Raw genomic sequence first — 19,162 nt, 5'->3', positions numbered from 1 at the left:
CATCGGCAAGTAGGCTTCGGCGCGAGAGCCGGAGCCCCCCTACTCCATGGGGACACATCTGCGAGGAGCGCCCCGCATGACCCTGACGCTGAGCACCATCAGTCGCGAGCAGCATCTGGCGTACATCCAGAGCCTGCCCGCGGCCAGCCACTGCCAGGTCCCCGCGTGGGCGGACGTGAAGACGGAGTGGCGCTCGGAGAGCCTGGGCTGGTTCGACAGGGACGGCCAGCTGGTCGGCGCCGGGCTGGTGCTCTACCGCCAACTGCCCAAGATCAAGCGGTATCTGGCGTATCTGCCCGAGGGTCCGGTCATCAACTGGTACGCCCCCAACCTGAGCGACTGGCTCCAGCCGATGCTGGCGCATCTGAAGAACCAGGGCGCGTTCTCCGTGAAGATGGGCCCGCCCGTGGTGATCCGCCGCTGGGACTCGGCGGCCATCAAGTCGGGGATCCAGGACCAGGACGTCAAGCGGCTGCGCGACGTCGAGGCCACCCACATCGAGCCGCGTGCCTTCGAAGTGGCCGACCGGCTGCGGAAGATGGGCTGGCAGCAGGGCGAGGACGGCGGGGCCGGCTTCGGAGACGTACAGCCGCGCTACGTCTTCCAGGTGCCGCTGGCGAACAGGTCGCTGGACGATGTCCTCAAGGGCTTCAACCAGCTGTGGCGGCGCAACATCAAGAAGGCGGAGAAGGCGGGCGTCGAGGTCGTCCAGGCCGGCTACGACGATCTCGCCGAGTGGCAGCGGCTGTACGAGATCACGGCCGAGCGCGACCACTTCCGGCCCCGCCCGCTCTCGTACTTCCAGCGGATGTGGACCGTCCTCAACTCCGAGGACCCCAACCGCATGCGGCTGTACTTCGCCAGGCACGAGGGGGAGAACGTCGCCGCCGCGACGATGCTCATCGTGGGCGGCCATGTCTGGTACTCGTACGGGGCGTCGGCCAACCACAAGCGGGAGGTCCGGCCCTCGAACGCGATGCAGTGGCGGATGCTCCGTGACGCCTACGCGATGGGTGCGACCGTCTATGACCTGCGCGGGATCTCCGACTCGCTGGACGAGACGGATCACCTGTTCGGTCTCATCCAGTTCAAGGTGGGCACGGGCGGCGAAGCCGTCGAGTACGTGGGTGAGTGGGACTTCCCGCTCAACAAGCTGCTCCACAAGGCGCTCGACATGTACATGTCCCGCCGCTGATCCCGATCTCGAATCCGATCCCGATCTCGAATCCGATCCCGACCCCCTGGGCGGCGGAGTGCCGGTGGTCAGCAGGCTGCGGTGCGAGACGCCGGAAATCCCCGCCAGCTCGCCCAATAATTGCGTAAGGCCCCCAAGGCCCTCAAGAACGTTCATATCCTTCATACACCGCAGCCACGAGAAAGGTTCCGGACCGGCATGGCGCTCTCCCTCTACGTCGACACCGCGCGCTGGCGGGCGCACCAGAAGTCGGTCATTGACCAGTTCCCGGGCCTCGTCCCGGTCTGCAAGGGCAATGGCTACGGCTTCGGCCACGAACGGCTCTCCGAGGAGACCTCCCGCTTCGAGTCCGACATCCTCGCCGTCGGCACCATCTACGAAGCCGCCCGCATCAAGGACTGGTTCAGCGGCGACCTCCTGGTCCTGACCCCCTTCCGCCGCGGCGAGGAGCCCGTACCGCTGCCCGACCGCGTCATCCGCTCCGTCTCCTCGGTCGACGGCGTCTTCGCCCTGGTGGGCGCCCGCGTCGTCATCGAGTGCATGAGCTCCATGAAGCGCCACGGCGTCCGCGAGGAGGAGCTCGGCCAGCTGCACGCGGCCATCGAGGACGTACGCCTCGAAGGCTTCGCCCTGCACCTGCCGCTCGACCGTACGGACGGATCCGACGCGGTCGAGGAGGTCATCGGCTGGATGGACCGGCTGCGCGCGGCCCGGCTCCCGCTGCACACCATGTTCGTCAGCCATCTGCGCCACGAGGAACTGGCCCGTCTCCAGCGGCAGTTCCCGCAGACCCGGTTCCGCGCCCGCATCGGTACGCGGCTGTGGCTCGGCGACCACGAGGCGACCGAGTACCGGGGCGCCGTGCTGGACGTGACACGCGTCGTCAAGGGCGACCGGTTCGGCTACCGCCAGCAGAAGACCGCCTCCGAGGGCTGGCTGGTGGTCGTCGCCGGCGGCACGTCGCACGGTGTCGGGCTCGAAGCCCCCAAGGCGCTGCACGGCGTGATGCCGCGCGCCAAGGGCGTGGCACGCGCGGGTCTGGCGACGGTCAACCGCAACCTCTCGCCGTTCGTATGGTCGGGCAAGCAGCGCTGGTTCGCCGAGCCGCCGCACATGCAGGTGTCGATCCTGTTCGTGCCGGCCGACGCGCAGGAGCCCAAGGTGGGCGACGAGCTGGTGGCGCATCTGCGCCACACGACGACGCAGTTCGACCGGCTCGTGGACCGCTAGGGCGTGCTGGCCCAGGCCACATCCGGTACCGACAACGAGAAAGGCCGGTCGGCGCCCACCCGGGCGCCGACCGGCCTTTCCCCGTTCAGGCGCCTCACGCGGCCCCCGGGGGCCGCACCCCCCACGACACACGCTCCGACGCCTCCGCCGTGTGCGCCGTGTGCGCCCGCGGCCGGGCCGCCCGGCCCAGTGCGAACACGTCCCGCGCCCCGTCCAGCACCCCGCCCGACGGATCGTCCGAACCGTCGCGCCGTACGCCGTCCCGTTCCGGCGTCAGGGCGTCCCGTACGACGACGGCGCACAGGTACAGCGTCCCCAGCAGGTGCAGCGCGATGGCCAGTTGGTAGCCCTCGGTCGGCAGTCCCTTGTGGGCGTCCCCGCTCGTCGTGTACGCGAGATACATCCAGATGCCCAGGAAGTACATGACCTCGCAGGTCTGCCAGATCAGGAAGTCGCGCCAGCGCGGCCGGGCCAGCGCGGCGAGCGGGATCAGCCACAGCACGTACTGCGGCGAGTAGACCTTGTTGGTCAGGATGAAGGCGGCGACGACCAGGAAGGCGAGCTGCGCGAACCGGGGCCGTCTCGGCGCCGTCAGGGCGAGCGCCGCGATGCCCGCGCACGCCAGCACCATCAGAACCATCGACCAGTTGTTGACGGTCCCGACCTCCAGGGACCGCCCCGTGCGCTGCGTGATGATCAGCCAGAACGATCCGAAGTCGACCTGCCGCTCCTGGCTGAACGTGTAGAACTTCTTCCACCCCTCCGGCGCGAGCAGCATCACCGGCAGATTCACCAGCAGCCACGAGGCGGCCGTACCGCCCAGCGCCACCCCGAACTCCCGCAGCCGCCCGGCACGCCAGCACAGCAGCAGCAGCGGCCCCAGCAGCAGTACGGGATAGAGCTTGGCCGCCGTCGCGAGGCCGATGAGGATGCCGAAGGCCAGCGGCCGGCCGCGCGACCACATCAGCATCCCGGCCGCCAGGAGCGCGACGGCCAGCAGATCCCAGTTGATGGTGGCGGTGAGGGCGAAGGCGGGCGCGAGGGCGAGGAGCAGGGCGTCCCAGGGACGGCGGCGGTGGGTGCGGGCCACGCAGACGGCGATGACGACCGCGCAGACCATCAGCATCCCCGCGTTGACCATCCAGTAGATCTGTTCGCGGTGCTGGATGGAGCCGCCGCCGGGGGTGAACCAGGAGGCGACCTCCATGAACAGACCCGTCAGGACGGGGTACTCCAGATACCGCATGTCGCCGTTGAGCTGGTCGAAATACGGCACGAGATTGTCGGCGAAGCCGCGCCCGAGGAAGAGATGCGGGATGTCGGAGTAGCAGGCGTGTGTGTACTGGGAGCTGGCGCCCCGGAACCAGGCCCATTCGTAGCAGGGCATCTTCTGCACCATGCCGAGCGCGAACATCCCGATCGCCACCAGCGCGACCACCCGCACCGGCGTGAGCCGGCTGGTGCCGTACCAGGCCCAGCGGCCGATGGGACCGCCGATCAGCTCGCTGCCGGACGCGGCGATCCTGTCCCGCCTGGTGGGCGGCACGACCGGCCGGTCCTTGGGCACCGCGATGTCTTCTGTGCTCGGCATGCCGCCCATCCTGCCGTACGCCGCCTCGGCACGGCGAAGGCCGCCGTACCGGGCCGTACACGGTGTGTGTACGGCCCTGGCACGGCGGCCTTCGCGTCGTTCTCAGGACCTCTCGCCGGTCATGGCTCCCGTGACCGGCGGGAGCTTCCCGTGACCGGCGGGGGCCTCCCACGACCGGCGGGAGTTCGCCTCAGCCTCCCGAGCCGCCGATGAAGCCCCCACCGTCGGAGCCCTCGGGCCCCCCGGTCTCCGGTGGCGGACTCGACGAGGTGCCCGGGCCTCCGATGACTCCGCCGGAGTCCTCACCGCCCGGACCACCCGGATCGCCGCCGGGACCACCGTCCTCACAGCCGTTCCACTGGTCGCAGGAATCGGTCGGGTCCGGCGTCTCGGACGGGGTCTTGGAGGGCGTCTCGGAGGGCGTCTCGGACGGGGTCTCGGAGGGCGTCTCGGACGGACTCGGCTGCGGGCTCGGCACGCCGCCGTAGACGGCCTCGCCGATCGGCTCGGCCTCGGGGAACTTCAGGGCCTTCGTGCCCTTCATCGCCACCGTCATGTACTCCCGCCAGATGTCGGCGGGGAACGACGCACCGTGGATCTTGTCCTGGCCGCCGGTGCCGAACATCTCCAGGAACTCGCGGTCCTTGTTCTCGGCGTTGTCGTCCAGCCGGTACATGTCGATCGCGGTCGAGAGCTGCGGGGTGTAGCCCACGAACCAGGCTGACTTGTTGCCGTCGGTGGTACCGGTCTTGCCGGCCACCTCCCGGCCGTCCGGCAGCTGCGCCGAGGTGCCCGTGCCGCCCTTCTCCATCACCACGGACTTCAGAACGTCCGTCACGTTGTGCGCGACGTCGGCGTCGAACTTGCTCTCCGGCTTCTTGTCGTGCTTGAAGACGACAACGCCTCCCTTCTTGACCTCCTGCACGGAGTAGGGCTCACGCTGGGTGCCGTTGTCGGCGAAGGTGGCGTACGAGCCCGCCATGCGGATGGCACTGGGGTCGGAGATGCCGATGGAGAACGACGGGTTGTTACCGCCCGGAAGGCTGTCCGCAAGCAGTCCCGCGTCGACGGCCGCCTGCCGGACCTGCGGAATGCCGACGTCCATACCGAGCTGCACGAAGGGGGAGTTGGCCGAGACCTTCATGGCCTCGCGCAGGTTGATGTCCTCGTAGTCCTCGTCACCGTCGTTGCGCTGGAGCCACTCCTTTCCTTCCTCGTTGGTCCAGACGCCGCCGTCGTAATCCTTGATCTTGAGCTTGTTCTCGCCGTTGTACTCGCTCTTGTCCGGCGAGACCTTCGTGCGCGAATCGGGGCCCTGATCCGGCCCGAGAGCGGGGTCGCGTACGCCGTCGCGCATCGCCGCCGCCAGGACGTACGGCTTGAAGGTCGACCCGACCTGGGCACCGGTCTGGTCGGCGTTGTTGGTGAAGTGCTTGGTGGCGTCCTGCCCGCCGTAGATGGCGACGATCTTGCCGGTCCCGGGCTCCACCGAGGCGCCGCCGAACTGGACGTGAGTGTCCTTCGTCGGACGCTTGTCGGGATCGATGTTCTTGTCGTAGATCTCGGTGACGGCCTTGTTGAGCGCGTTGACCTTGTCCTTGTTGAAGGTCGTCTTGATCTCGAAGCCGCCCTTGGCCAGGTCGTCGGCCGTGTATTTGTCGTTGTTGTTGATGAAGTAGGCCTTGGAGAGGTCCACCAGGTAGCCGATCTGGCCGCCGAGCTGCGCGTTCTTCTTCGGCGGGTTGGGCATCGGGAATTCCTTGAACTTGGCCCGATCCGCCGCGCTGAGATGGCCGTCCTTCACCATCTCGTCGAGAATCGTGGCCCAACGCCTCTTCGCCCGGTCGGTGTTGGCCTCCGGGCTGGCGTTCTTGTCGATCGACTCGGCGCCGTTCGGGTCGTAGTACGTCGCACCCTTCAGGAGCGCCGCCAGGAAGGCGGACTGACTCGCGTCGAGATCCACGGCGTCCACGTCGTAGTACGTACGGGCCGCCGCCTGGATGCCGTTGGCGCCACGTCCGAAGTAGGCGGTGTTGAGGTACCCGGCCATGATCTCGTTCTTGTCCATGTCCGCGTCGACGCGGATGGTGATGAACAGCTCCTTGACCTTACGCGTGTAGGTCTGCTCCTGGGTGAGCATGGCGTTCTTGACGTACTGCTGGGTGATGGTCGAGCCACCCTGCGTCTCACCGCCCGTGGCCATGTTGAACACGGCCCGGCCGATGCCCATCGGGTCGATTCCCGAGTCTTTCCTGAACGTCTTGTTCTCCGCCGAGATCACGGCGTTCTGCATCTCCATGGGGATCTTGTCGATCCCGATGATCTGGCGGTTGACTTCCCCGCCGGTCGCGACCATCGGCGTTCCGTCGTCCCAGAGGTAGACGTTGTTCTGGGCCTTGGACGCCGCACTCGGCTTGGGCTTCTCGACCATGGCGTACGCGATCGTGGCCGCGGCCATCAGACTGCCGAGGAAGGCGACACACAGGCCGGTCACGAGCTTCCAGGACGGTGTCCAGCGGCGCCAGCCGTACTTGTCGCGGCGCGGATAGTCGATCAGCCGCTTCTTGCCCGGCCGCCCTCCGCGTCCCCGGCCGGGCCCGTCGGCACCGCCGCCACCTCGGCGGCCACCGCCGTGGCCCCCCGCGCCGGCACCACCGCCCTCGGCGGCACGCCGACGGCCGCGCTGGGCGGCCTTACGTGCTTCGGCGCGGCCTCCGTAAGAAGGCTCCGGTTCGTGTGAACCGGAGTGGGAGTCCGTGGGGACCCCGCGGGAGGGGTCCGCGCGCCGGCCGGCCGGCCGCTGCGCGGCACGCCTGGCCGCGGCACGTCCGCCCCCCTGGCCACCCTGCGGCTGTGGCTGTTTGCGACGGTGCTCGCTCATCGAACGACTACTCCTCGGGCAGGCGCGGACGCCTGGAAGCGGCAGTTGAGTTCCGGTCCCCCGAAATGAATACGGATGTGCCCGGCGTCGGGCTCATCCGGCATGCATCCAGAACGACGACGCTCTCACACGTCACGCGGTTCCCGGTGGTCTGCATGCCGCACAGACTACGCAGGGTCAAACCCCGCCCAGATCCGAACTTCATCCCAAATCAGGCAAGTTACACGCTGTGAATCAGTGATGTGACGCCGTTCACCATGACCCCTCTTGTCCCATCAGCATCGATGTTCTATCGTCCCGATGTATCGAGTCGATACATCGGGACGGCATACGGGACGCCACAAGCGGCCGGGACGACGGAGGAGGCGAACAGTGAGCAGACGCTCGGGCATCCTTGAGTTCGCCGTTCTGGGTCTGCTGCGCGAATCTCCGATGCACGGCTACGAACTGCGGAAACGGCTCAACACGTCGCTGGGGATCTTCCGGGCCTTCAGCTACGGAACGCTGTATCCGTGCCTCAAGACGCTGGTCGCCAACGGATGGTTGATCGAGGAGCCGGGCAGCGCGCCCGAGGAGGCGCTCGCCGCGTCACTCGCGGGCCGCCGCGCCAAGATCGTCTACCGGCTGACAGCGGAGGGCAAGGAGCACTTCGAGGAGTTGCTGTCCCACACGGGCCCGGACGCCTGGGAGGACGAACACTTCGCGGCTCGCTTCGCCTTCTTCGGACAGACCGAGCGCGAGGTACGGATGCGCGTGCTGGAGGGCCGTCGCAGCCGGCTGGAGGAGCGCCTGGAGAAGATGAACGCTTCCCTGGCCCGTACCCGAGAACGTCTCGACGACTACACGCTCGAACTTCAGCGGCACGGCATGGAGTCCGTGGAACGCGAAGTGCGCTGGCTCAACGAGCTGATCGAGAGCGAGCGGGCGGGACAGGATCAGCGACGATCCCGTCCGGAAAGCCCCGCTCCACGGCGGAACAGCGCGTCGGACAGCACGACGAGCAGTGCGACGAGCGGCACCACCAACAGCAAGACCCGCAGCACCACCAACAGCACATCGGGAGACGAGGGCGGCCTGCCCCGGCTCCGGGGGACTTCCGGAGGTTCGCCTCCACAAGCCCCCGGCCCGCCGGATCCGTCCGAGGACACCACCACATGACGTTCCGCATCAGCGCGGGACTTCATCGCAACATTGAGATCACACACAGGGAGCAACCAGGATGGGTTCCGTTCGCGTAGCCATTGTCGGCGTGGGCAACTGTGCCGCCTCGCTGGTGCAGGGCGTCGAGTTCTACAAGGACGCCGATCCGGCCGGCAAGGTGCCCGGCCTGATGCACGTTCAGTTCGGCGAGTACCACGTGCGGGACGTGGAGTTCGTCGCCGCCTTCGATGTCGACGCGAAGAAGGTCGGTCTCGACCTCGCGGACGCCATCGGTGCCAGTGAGAACAACACCATCAAGATCTGCGACGTCCCGAACTCGGGCGTGACCGTCCAGCGCGGCCACACCTACGACGGTCTGGGCAAGTACTACCGCGAGACGATCGAGGAGTCGGACGAGGCGCCGGCCGACATCGTCAAGACCCTCAAGGACAAGCAGGTCGACGTCCTGGTCTGCTACCTGCCCGTCGGTTCCGATGCCGCCGCGAAGTTCTACGCGCAGTGCGCCATCGACGCCAAGGTCGCCTTCGTCAACGCTCTCCCGGTCTTCATCGCCGGCACGAAGGAGTGGGCGGACAAGTTCACCGAGGCCGGTGTCCCGATCGTCGGTGACGACATCAAGTCGCAGGTCGGCGCCACCATCACGCACCGTGTGATGGCGAAGCTGTTCGAGGACCGCGGAGTCGTCCTGGACCGCACGATGCAGCTGAACGTCGGCGGCAACATGGACTTCAAGAACATGCTGGAGCGCGAGCGCCTGGAGTCCAAGAAGATCTCCAAGACGCAGGCGGTCACCTCGCAGATCCGCGACCGTGACATGGGCGCCGACAACGTCCACATCGGCCCCTCGGACTACGTGGCGTGGCTGGACGACCGCAAGTGGGCCTACGTCCGCCTTGAGGGCCGCGCCTTCGGTGACGTTCCGCTGAACCTGGAGTACAAGCTGGAGGTCTGGGACTCCCCGAACTCCGCGGGTGTCATCATCGACGCCGTGCGCGCCGCGAAGATCGCCAAGGACCGCGGCATCGGCGGCCCGATCCTCTCCGCCTCCTCGTACTTCATGAAGTCCCCGCCGGTGCAGTACTTCGACGACGAGGCCCGCGAGAACGTGGAGAAGTTCATCCACGGCGAGGTCGAGCGCTGAACCCCTCGGGGAATCGGTAGGGCGAGCGCGGCTCTCCCCCGTACACGCACCGTATGAAGGGTCCCCGGGCACACTGCCCGGGGACCCTTCACGTGTGACGCGCGTGCCGTATGTGACGCTGATCCACATGTCTGTCGTACGCGATCTGCGCGTGCTCCTGCGTCTGCCCGACTTCCGCCGTCTGCTGACCGTGCGTCTGCTGTCGCAGGGAGCCGACGGGGTCTTCCAGGTCGCGCTGGCCGCGCACGTCGTGTTCTCCCCCGAGAAGCAGACCTCCCCCGGCGCCATCGCGTCGGCCATGGCCGTGCTGCTGCTGCCCTACTCGCTCGTCGGCCCGTTCGCCGGGGTGCTGCTCGACCGCTGGCGGCGGCGCCAGATCATCCTGTACGGGAATCTGCTGCGGGCCCTGCTGGCCGTCTGCACCGCCGTGCTGATCCTCACCTCCATGCCGGACTGGCTCTTCTACGCGTCCGCGCTGGCCGTGACGGCCGTCAACCGGTTCGTACTCGCCGGACTCTCGGCCGCGCTGCCCCGCGTCGTCGCCAACGAACACCTGGTCGTCGCCAACTCCCTCTCCCCGACGGCCGGCACGCTCGCCGCGACCGCGGGCGCCGGCGTCGCCTTCCTGGTGCGGCTGCTGCTGTCCAACTCCGACGCCGCCGTGGTGCTGGTGGGCGCCGCACTGTATCTGGCCTCGGCACTGGCCTCCGTCACGATGACGCGCGATCTCCTCGGCCCCGATCCGGGGCTGGTGCAGCCACGGCTGAAGGCCGCCCTCGCCTCCACCGCACGCGGACTCGGCGACGGGCTCCGCCATTTGGCGCAGCGGCGTGACGCGGCGGGCGCGCTGATCGCGATGACACTGATGCGCTTCTGCTACGGGGCGCTGACCGTGATGGTGCTGATGCTCTGCCGCTATGCCTGGTCCAGCACCGAGGAGGACGGACTCGCTCTGCTGGGGGTGGCGCTCGCCGTCTCGGGGGCGGGCTTCTTCACCGCGGCCGTCGTCACACCGTCGGCGGTCGGGCGTCTTGGCGCGTTCGGGTGGATGGTGATGTGTGCCGCGGCGGCGGCTGTACTGGAACCGGCGTTGGGGCTGCCGTTCGCTCCCGTCCCGATGCTCGTCGCCGCGTTCGTCCTCGGCCTGATCACACAGGGCGCGAAGATCGCGACGGACACGGTGGTGCAGACGTCGGTGGACGACGCGTACCGAGGGCGGATCTTCTCCCTCTACGACGTGCTCTTCAACGTCGCCTTCGTCGGCGCGGCCGGGGTCGCCGCACTGATACTGCCGCCGGACGGACGTTCGGCACCGCTCGTGCTGGCGGTCGCGGCGCTGTACGCGGGCGTCGCGGCGGCGCTGTTCCGCTGGAAGAGGCTCGCGAAGAAGTACGCGTAACACGGAGAGCACGTACGAAGGGGGCGATGTTTCACGTGAAACATCGCCCCCTTCGCCAGCATCCCTGGTCGATGTTTCACGTGAAACATCGACCGGCGGCACCGCCCGACCCGGACTCAGTTCTGCCGCGCCCACCATTCCTTCAGCGCGCTCACCGCTTCGTCGCGCGCCATCGGCCCGTTCTCCAGCCGCAGTTCCAGCAGGAACTTGTACGCGGCCCCGATCTGCGGCCCCGGACCGACGCCCAGCGTCTCCATGATCTGGTTGCCGTCCAGGTCGGGCCGGATGGAGTCCAGCTCCTCCTGCTCCTGCAACTGCGCGATCCGTTCCTCAAGGCCGTCATAGGCCCGCGAGAGCGCGGTCGCCTTGCGCTTGTTGCGGGTGGTGCAGTCCGAGCGGGTCAGCTTGTGGAGCCGGTCCAGCAGCGGACCGGCGTCGCGTACGTAGCGCCGCACCGCCGAGTCGGTCCACTCACCCGTCCCGTAGCCGTGGAAACGCAGATGCAGCTCCACCAGCCGCGTGACGTCCTTCACCAACTCGTTCGAGTACTTGAGCTCGGTCATCCGCTTCTTGGTCAGCTTCGCCCCCACCACCTCGTGGTGATGGAAGGAGACCCCGCCGTCCTTCTCGAAGCGCCGCGTCCGGGGCTTGCCGATGTCATGGAGCAGCGCGGCCAGCCGCAGCACCAGGTCCGGCCCGTCCTCCTCCAGGTCGATGGCCTGCTCCAGAACGGTCAGCGAGTGCTCGTACACGTCCTTGTGCCGGTGGTGCTCGTCACTCTCCAGCCGCAGCGCGGGCAGCTCGGGCAGGACGCGCTCCGCGAGCCCGGTGTCGACCAGCAGCGCCAGGCCCTTGCGCGGGTGGCCGGAAAGGATCAGCTTGTTCAGCTCTTCCCGTACGCGCTCCGCGGAGACGATCTCGATGCGCTCGGCCATGGCCTTCATGGCGGCGACGACATCGGGGGCGACCTCGAAGTCGAGCTGCGCGGCGAAGCGCGCGGCCCTGAGCATGCGCAGCGGATCGTCGGAGAAGGACGCCTCGGGGGTGCCCGGCGTACGCAGCACACCCGCCGCGAGATCCTGAAGGCCGCCGTACGGGTCGATGAACTCCTTCTGCGGCAGCGCGACGGCCATGGCGTTCACGGTGAAGTCCCGGCGGACGAGATCGTCCTCGATGGAGTCGCCGTACGACACCTCGGGCTTGCGCGACGTGCGGTCGTAGGCCTCGGAGCGGTAGGTCGTGACCTCGATCTGGAAATCCTGCCGGCCGTCCCCACCGCGGCCCTCCTTCTGGACACCGACCGTGCCGAAGGCGATCCCGACCTCCCACACCGAGTCCGCCCAGGGGCGGACGATCTTCAGTACGTCGTCGGGCCTGGCGTCGGTCGTGAAGTCGAGGTCGTTGCCGAGGCGGCCGAGGAGGGCGTCCCTCACCGAGCCCCCGACCAGGGCGAGGGTGAAACCCGCCTCCTGGAATCGGCGTGCGAGGTCGTCGGCGACCGGGGACACCCGCAGCAGTTCGCTGACCGCGCGGCGCTGCACCTGACTCAGTGCAAGGGGAGTCTCTTCGTTGGCGTTCGGCACAACGCAAAAGGGTACGTGCCCCGGCCGACTCCGGCGCCCGAGTTTCCGGTGCACCGGTTTCCACCGGCCCATGAGATTCTTCCGATCATGAGGGGCCTATCCCCGGCACTTCGCCACAGCGCACATCGTTACCATGCGTGGACGCACAATCGACGACGACCATTGACGACGACGAGGAACGGGCGGGCGCGTGGCCGAGGCGGCAGACTTCCAGGGGATGAAGCACTCTCCTGCCCGCCGATGGCTGGGGCGCAGCGCCGCCGTGGCCGCAGGGGTGCCGCTCCTGGCCGGGCTGCTGGGGGGCGTCGCGGCGCCGCAGGCGACCGCGGCGGGCTCCACCGCCTCGGCGGCCGTCGCAGGGGGCACCACGGTGTCCCCGGCGAGCACCGCCGCCAAGCCGTCCGGGCCGAACACCGTCTCCGTCGCGCTCGACACCCTGGCACCCAGCGCGCCGGCCAAGGGCGACACCCTCACCATCTCGGGCACGGTGACCAACAAGAGCAAGAAGACGGTCACCGACGCCCAGGTCGATCTCCGGGTGGGCCCGCAGCTCACCGGCCGCACGGCCATCGACGACGCCGTCGAGCGCTCGAACGACACCACGTACGACCCGCTGCCGGTGGGCGGCAAGTACAAGGTCGAGTTCGCGAAGCTCGCCTCGGGCATCAGCTACGACTTCGCCCTGTCGGTACCGGTGAGCAAGCTCGGCCTCGGGGCAGACGGGGTCTACCAGCTCGGCGTGACGCTCACGGGCCGGACGGCGGCCGAACCGTACGACCACACCCTCGGTGTCCGGCGGACGTTCCTGCCGTGGCAGCCGGACTCGGTGGACAAGAAGACCAAGTTCACCTACCTATGGCCGCTGATCTCCACCTCCCACGTCTCCGCCGAGACCGGCTCGGACGACCAGCAGACCCCGGTCTTCGAGAACGACGATCTGGCCGAGGAGCTGGCCCCCGGCGGCCGGCTGGAGCAGCTGGTCTCCCTGGGCAGCCAGCTCCCCGTCACCTGGGTCGTCGACCCGGACCTCCTCGCCACCGTCGAGGCGATGACCGACCCCTACCGCGTCAAGGACGGCAGAACCACGGTCGCGGGCAAGAACCAGCTCGTGGCACGGACCTGGCTCAACGCCCTGGAGAAGGCCGTCCAGGAGAACGACAACATCGTCGCGCTGCCCTTCGGCGACCCCGACCTGGCGTCGCTGGCCCACGGCGGCGAGGACGTCTCCGGCACCCTCGGCCATCTCCAGAGTTCCAGCGAACTGGCCGGGATCACCGTGGAGAACATCCTTCATGTGCCACCCGCCACCGACTTCGCGTGGCCGGTGAACGGCGCCGTCGACCCGTCGATCGTCGATGTGGCGACCTCCGCGGGCGCCGACACGGTGATCTCCCGCAGCGACAGCATCCAGGACAACCTGCCGTACACGGCGAGCGCGGCGCGGCCCATCGGCGGCGGCACGACGGCCGTGGTCAGCGACACCCGGCTGTCCACCGCCTTCGAAGGCGATGTGACCAAGGCGGGCAACTCCACGCTCGCGGTCCAGAAGTTCCTCGCCCAGTCGCTGGCCGTGACCCTCCAGGACTCCTCGAAGCAGCGGAACATCGTCGTCGCCCCGCAGCGGACGCCGACGGCCAGCCAGGCACAGTCCATGGCCCGTGCCCTCCAGGGCCTGGACGGGCAGCGCTGGACCCAGCCGTCCGACCTGGTCGCCGCCGCCGCCGCGAAGCCCGACACCAACGCCACCACCAAGGTCCCCGGCGCCTCGCGGTATCCGGACAAGCTCCGTGACCAGGAGCTTCCCGCGGCGGCGTTCGAGGAGTTGAAGGGGATGGGGGAGCGGCTCGGGAAGTTCAAGGCCATCCTCACCCTTCCCGACCGGGTGGCGACGCCCTTCGCCAACGCCGTCAACAGGGCGGTCTCGACGTCCTGGCGGGGCAACGCCACGGGCGCCGAGCAGTACCGCGACTCGGTGAACCGCTATCTGATGAGCCTGGCCAGCGAGGTCCAGCTCATCCAGAAGTCGGAGCTGACCCTGTCCGGACGCAGCGCGACGATCCCGGTGACGGTCCAGAACCAGTTGCTGCAAGGCGTCGACAACCTCGTCCTGCGTCTGAAGTCCACGAACGCGACCCGGCTGAAGCTCGACGACGGCAGCGCTGTCACCGAGCAGCCGATCAGGATCGACGGCGGCCACACCCAGGTGGTGAAGTTCACCGGCGCGGCCAACGCCAACGGCCCGGTGGAGCTCACTGCGCAGCTCTACACGGCCGACAACCGGCCCTACGGCGACCCCATGACGTTCCAGGTCAGGGTCTCCGAGATCACTCCCACCGTGATGCTCGTCATCGCCGGCGGTGTGCTGTTGCTCGTCCTGGCCGGGGTCAAGATGTACAGCCAGCGCAAGCGGGCGGTGGCGGCGAAGGCGGCCGAGGACAAGGCCGCGGCGGACGCCGGTACGGACACCGGGGCGGACGGCGCCGAGACCGATGCCACTGCCGGCGGTGACGACTCCCCCGGCAGCGGCCCTGATACCGGCGGCTCGGACGACGGCGGATCCGACGACGACGGCACGAACGACCGCAGCACGGACGACGACGCCACGGACGACGGCGATACCGACGACACGGATCCCGCCCCGGAGCCCGCCACGCCACCCTCCGCACAGCAGACTCCGGACGCCGTCGACGGCACCGGACCCGGGCAGCCGGGTGACCCGACCCCGGACACCCGTCCGGAAAGCGGGGACCCGTCGGGCAAGGGTGAGAAAGTGGACCGTTGAGCGATGCGGTGGCCGGCCGGCCGGGGACGATGAGGTGGGGTAACCATGAACGCGCCGTACGACGGTGACCGCGGGCAGGGTGCTGGCGGCGATCCGGCAGGGCATGTTCCGCCGCAACCGCCCGACGCCGCCCCCAACGCCCCCGCGCCCGACCCCGCCCGGGATCCGTACGCCCAGGCCCCGTACAGCCCGGACCAGTACGCCCAGGACGCCTACGCCCAGGATCCGTACGTCCAGGACGCCTACCGGCACGACCCCTACCGCGCCCAGGATCTCTCGGCGCAGGACCCGGTCTCCGAGGCGATGTACGACCGCGCCGCGCATCCGCCGCCGCCTCCCGGCACGTACCCGGAGACGATGCCGCTCTACCAGCAGCCGCCCGTGCAGCAGTACGCCCCCGATCCGCGTGTCTGGGCCCAGCCCCCGCCGCCGGAGCCCGACGGACCGTCACGCCATCTTCCGTACGGCGACGACCCGAGGACCACGCAGTTCATGGGCGTCGACGAACTCGTCACCCGGGCACACACCGACGAGCGGGAGCCCGACGCCTTCGCGCATCTCTTCCGCGACCAGGAGGGGACGGGCCGTCCCCCGGCCGCCGCGGCCGAGGCGGCGCCCGCGCCGCCCGCGAAGAAGGCCGGCGGACGGGCCTCGGGACTGCTGAAATCCAGCGCGGTGATGGCGGCGGGCACACTCGTCTCCCGGCTCACCGGCTTCGTACGCTCCGCCCTGATCGTGGCCGCGCTCGGCGCCGCCACCCTCGGCGACACCTTCCAGCTCGCCATCACCCTGCCGACGATGATCTACATCCTGACCATCGGCGGCGGTCTCAACTCCGTCTTCGTCCCGCAGCTCATCCGCGCGATGAAGGACGACGAGGACGGCGGCGAGGCGTACGCGAACCGCCTGCTCACCCTGGTCATCGTCATCCTCGGCACGCTGACCGCGCTCTCGGTGTTCGCCGCCCCGGTGCTGGTCCGCCTGATGTCGGTGAGCATCGCCGACAACCCGGCGGCCAACGACGTCGCCGTCACCTTCGTGCGCTACTGCCTGATCACCATCTTCTTCATGGGCGTGCATGTGGTGATGGGGCAGATCCTCAACGCCCGCGGCAGGTTCGGCGCGATGATGTGGACCCCGGTCCTCAACAACATCATCATCATCGCCACCCTCGTCATGTTCATCTGGGTGTACGGCACGGCCGAGGACTCCGGGATGACGGTCGGGTCCATCCCGCCCCAGGCGGAGCGCCTGCTCGGTGTCGGCGTGGTGCTCGGCCTCACCGTCCAGGCCCTCGCGATGATCCCCTACCTCCGGGAGACCGGCTTCCGGATCCGGCTGCGTTTCGACTGGCGGGGGCACGGACTCGGCAAGGCCGCGAAGCTCGCCAAGTGGACCGTGCTGTTCGTCCTCGCCAACCAGGCCGGCGTGCTGGTCGTCTCGCAGCTCTCCACGGCGGCGGGCGTCGACTCGGGCACCCAGGGCGCGGGTTACATCGCCTACTCCAACGCCCAGCTGATCTGGGGCATGCCGCAGGCCATCATCACCGTCTCGGTCATGGCCGCCCTGCTGCCCCGCCTCTCCCGCTCGGCGCACGACGGAGACACCGGAGCCGTACGCGACGACATCTCGCAGGGCCTGCGCAACTCGGCTGTGGCGATCGTCCCCGTCGCCTTCAGCTTCGTCGCCCTCGGCATCCCGATGTGCACGCTGATCTTCGGCTCGTCCGGCATCGAATCGGCGCGCTCCATGGGCTACATGCTGATGGCCTTCGGCCTCGGCCTGATCCCGTTCTCCGTGCAGTACGTGGTGCTGCGTGCCTTCTACGCGTACGAGGACACCCGAACCCCCTTCTACAACACGGTCATCGTGGCCGTCGTGAACGCCGCCGCCTCCGCCGTCTGCTTCCTCGTCCTGCCCTCGCGCTGGGCCGTCGTGGGCATGGCCGCCTCGTACGGCCTGGCCTACGCCGTCGGGGTGGGCATCGCCTGGCGCAGGCTCAGGAAGCGGCTGGGCGGCGATCTGGACGGCTCGCACGTCATGCGTACGTACGCCCGGCTCTGCCTCGCGTCCGTCCCCGGAACGATCGCCGCCGGCGCGGTCGCCTACTTCGTGCTGGAGAGGCTCGGCAGTGAGGCGCTGGGCTCGTTCACCGCACTGGCGGTCGGCGGCCTCGTCCTGCTGGGCGGCTTCTTCGTCGTCGCGCGGAAACTTCGTATCGAAGAGATGAACGCCTTGGTCGGCATGGTCCGAGGCCGCCTCGGGCGCTAGCGCGCGAGGCCGAGCACAACCATCGTCGGCCGCCGTGTGTCGTGCATAGCGTCCAACTGTGGGCACAATTGGCGTGGCTGTTGGACAGCGCAACGGATGGGGAGGCAGGAGCGACGGTGGCGGAACGGAGCACGGCTGCCGTCGAGGTGGCCGACAACAGCGGTGACGAACCGCCGGCCGCCCAGGCGGACAAGGCCACCACCGACGAGGTGGCGACAGACCGGAACACAGCGGATTCCACGCCGGAGTCCGAGGAGCCCGGGTCCGAGAAACCGACGAAACCGAAGAAGCCGGAGACGGAGAAGCCGGGGTCCGGCGCCAAGGACGCGGCGAAGGCGAACGGCGGCAGGCGGCAGAAGGCCGAACCGTCCGTGGCGCCACCCGAACTCCACAGCGGCCACAAGCTCGCCAAGCGCTACCGGCTCGAAGAGTGCGTCACCCGACTGGACGGGTTCAGTAGCTGGCGCGCGGTCGACGAGAAACTGCGCCGCGCCGTCGGCGTGCACCTCCTGCCCGCCGACCACCCGCGAGCCCGCTCCGTGCTGGCGGCGGCCCGCTCCTCCGCCCTCCTCGGCGACCCGCGCTTCGTCCAGGTACTCGACGCCGTCGAGGAGAACGACCTCGTCTACGTCGTCCACGAGTGGCTCCCCGACGCGACGGAACTCACCGCGATCCTCGCCGCCGGCCCCATGGAGGCCCACGACGCCTACCAGCTCGTGAGCCAGGTCTCCCAGGCGATGGCCGCCGCACACCGCGAGGGGCTGGCCCATCTGAAGCTGACCCCCGGAGCCGTACTGCGCAGCTCCACCGGCCAGTACCGGATCCGCGGCCTCGCGGTGAACGCCGCGCTGCGCGGCATCAGCGCGGAACGCCCCCAGCGCACCGACACCGAGGCGATCGGCGCGCTCCTGTACGCGGCGCTGACGCACCGCTGGCCGTACGAGACGGACGCGTACGGCCTGGCGGGGCTGCCCAAGGGCGTCGGCCTGATCGCCCCCGACCAGGTACGGGCCGGGATCCACCGCGGCCTGTCCGAACTCGCCATGCGCGCGCTGGTCAACGAGGGCGCCACCGCCTCGCGCCAGGACCCGCCCTGCACCACCCCGGACGAGCTGGCGAAGGCCGTCGCCGAGATGCCGCGTGTCCGGCCGCCCGAGCCCACGTTCGCCGCGCCGCCCGAGTACCAGCGCACCACCTACCAGCAGGGCTCGTACGCGCGCCCCGCGACCCGGCCGGTCGGGCAGCCCGCCACCCGGCCCGTGCCCGTCCCGCCGCCGCCCCTCCAGAGCCGTACCGGCAAGGCACTGAAGTGGACGGTCTCCGCGCTCCTCATCGCCGCGCTGGGGCTCGCCAGCTGGCAGGTCGCCGACCACATGCTCAACCGCGAGAGCAACACCGACCGGACGACCAAGTCCCAGTTGGCGGAGGGCGATCAGGGCAAGCCCCCGCCCCGGGTCCCGAAGAATCTGAAGATCGCCGATACCGGGGTGTTCGCGCCCGACGGTTCCGGTGTCAAGGCACAGGACGTCCACCTGGCCACGGACGGCGACACCGGCACGGCCTGGATCACCCCGCAGTACACCGGCTACGCGAACTTCGGCAACCTGCCCAACCGCCGGCAGGGCAGCGGGATAGTCGTCGATCTCGGCAGCGTGCAGGATGTGTACGGCGTCGATGTCGCCATGTACCGCGGCGGCCAGAAGGCCGAAGTCCTCGCCGCCGGCAAGGACGCCTCGTCCCCGGCTGGCCTGTCGGACTTCTCCCAGCGCATCACCGAACTGGGGCAGACCGGCAGCAATCTGAAGGCGGCCCTGGACAAGCCCGTGAGAACCAGGTACGTACTGATCCACATCACGGAACTCGCCGCGGACGGGTCCGCCAACGAGTTCCGGGGCGGAATCTCGGAGATCAAGGTCATAGGCTGACCC

At 69.1% G+C, this 19,162-nt stretch carries 11 protein-coding genes; 8 read left to right on the top strand and 3 right to left on the bottom strand.

What is annotated here, in order from left to right:
• Nucleotides 1-76: 76 nt before the first annotated feature.
• On the top strand, nt 77-1,195 hold the full coding sequence (locus OG700_RS19720; RefSeq protein ID WP_405615366.1) for a lipid II:glycine glycyltransferase FemX: 1,119 nt from the start codon (nt 77-79) through the stop codon (nt 1,193-1,195).
• A gap of 198 nt (nt 1,196-1,393) precedes the next feature.
• Complete coding sequence (locus OG700_RS19715; RefSeq protein WP_405615364.1) at nt 1,394-2,425, top strand: alanine racemase; 1,032 nt, start codon at nt 1,394-1,396, stop codon at nt 2,423-2,425.
• 94 nt (nt 2,426-2,519) lie between these two features.
• On the opposite strand, the gene OG700_RS19710 is transcribed toward OG700_RS19715, so the two are convergent.
• Nucleotides 2,520-4,016, bottom strand: coding sequence for a glycosyltransferase family 87 protein (locus OG700_RS19710; RefSeq protein WP_405615362.1), 1,497 nt, complete (start codon nt 4,014-4,016; stop codon nt 2,520-2,522).
• Between the two features lie 190 nt (nt 4,017-4,206).
• On the bottom strand, nt 4,207-6,897 hold the full coding sequence (locus OG700_RS19705; RefSeq protein ID WP_405615360.1) for a transglycosylase domain-containing protein: 2,691 nt from the start codon (nt 6,895-6,897) through the stop codon (nt 4,207-4,209).
• 372 nt (nt 6,898-7,269) lie between these two features.
• Here OG700_RS19705 and OG700_RS19700 point away from each other — a divergent pair, with 372 nt between their 5' ends.
• The 3 genes from OG700_RS19700 (at nt 7,270) to OG700_RS19690 (ending at nt 10,598) form a co-directional block, all read left to right on the top strand.
• Nucleotides 7,270-8,055, top strand: a complete 786-nt coding sequence (locus OG700_RS19700) for a helix-turn-helix transcriptional regulator (RefSeq protein ID WP_405615358.1) — start codon at nt 7,270-7,272, stop codon at nt 8,053-8,055.
• A 61-nt stretch (nt 8,056-8,116) separates the two neighbouring features.
• A complete protein-coding gene (locus OG700_RS19695) occupies nt 8,117-9,199 on the top strand; it encodes an inositol-3-phosphate synthase (RefSeq protein WP_405615356.1) in 1,083 nt (360 codons plus the stop codon).
• Between the two features lie 127 nt (nt 9,200-9,326).
• Entirely contained in the window at nt 9,327-10,598 is a 1,272-nt protein-coding gene (locus OG700_RS19690; RefSeq protein ID WP_405621815.1) for an MFS transporter, read from the top strand.
• A gap of 116 nt (nt 10,599-10,714) precedes the next feature.
• On the opposite strand, the gene OG700_RS19685 is transcribed toward OG700_RS19690, so the two are convergent.
• Nucleotides 10,715-12,181 carry a CCA tRNA nucleotidyltransferase gene (locus OG700_RS19685; RefSeq protein WP_405615354.1) on the bottom strand — a complete coding sequence of 489 codons (1,467 nt, stop codon included), beginning with the start codon at nt 12,179-12,181 and terminating at the stop codon, nt 10,715-10,717.
• A gap of 190 nt (nt 12,182-12,371) precedes the next feature.
• Between OG700_RS19685 and OG700_RS19680 the strand changes: the two genes are divergently transcribed.
• From OG700_RS19680 to OG700_RS19670, 3 genes are all read left to right on the top strand, one after another.
• Complete coding sequence (locus OG700_RS19680) at nt 12,372-14,963, top strand: DUF6049 family protein (RefSeq protein ID WP_405615351.1); 2,592 nt, start codon at nt 12,372-12,374, stop codon at nt 14,961-14,963.
• 45 nt (nt 14,964-15,008) lie between these two features.
• Nucleotides 15,009-17,234 carry a murein biosynthesis integral membrane protein MurJ gene (gene murJ, locus OG700_RS19675; protein WP_405615349.1) on the top strand — a complete coding sequence of 742 codons (2,226 nt, stop codon included), beginning with the start codon at nt 15,009-15,011 and terminating at the stop codon, nt 17,232-17,234.
• A 116-nt stretch (nt 17,235-17,350) separates the two neighbouring features.
• Nucleotides 17,351-19,159, top strand: coding sequence for a serine/threonine protein kinase (locus tag OG700_RS19670; RefSeq protein WP_405615347.1), 1,809 nt, complete (start codon nt 17,351-17,353; stop codon nt 19,157-19,159).
• The last annotated feature ends 3 nt before the right edge of the window (nt 19,160-19,162 follow it).

The sequence above is a fragment of the Streptomyces sp. NBC_01508 genome, from assembly GCF_045040315.1.
Taxonomy (GTDB): Bacteria; Actinomycetota; Actinomycetes; order Streptomycetales; family Streptomycetaceae; genus Streptomyces.
Note: the sequence above shows the minus strand (reverse complement) of the source record. Positions and strands in the feature narration are given on the sequence as shown.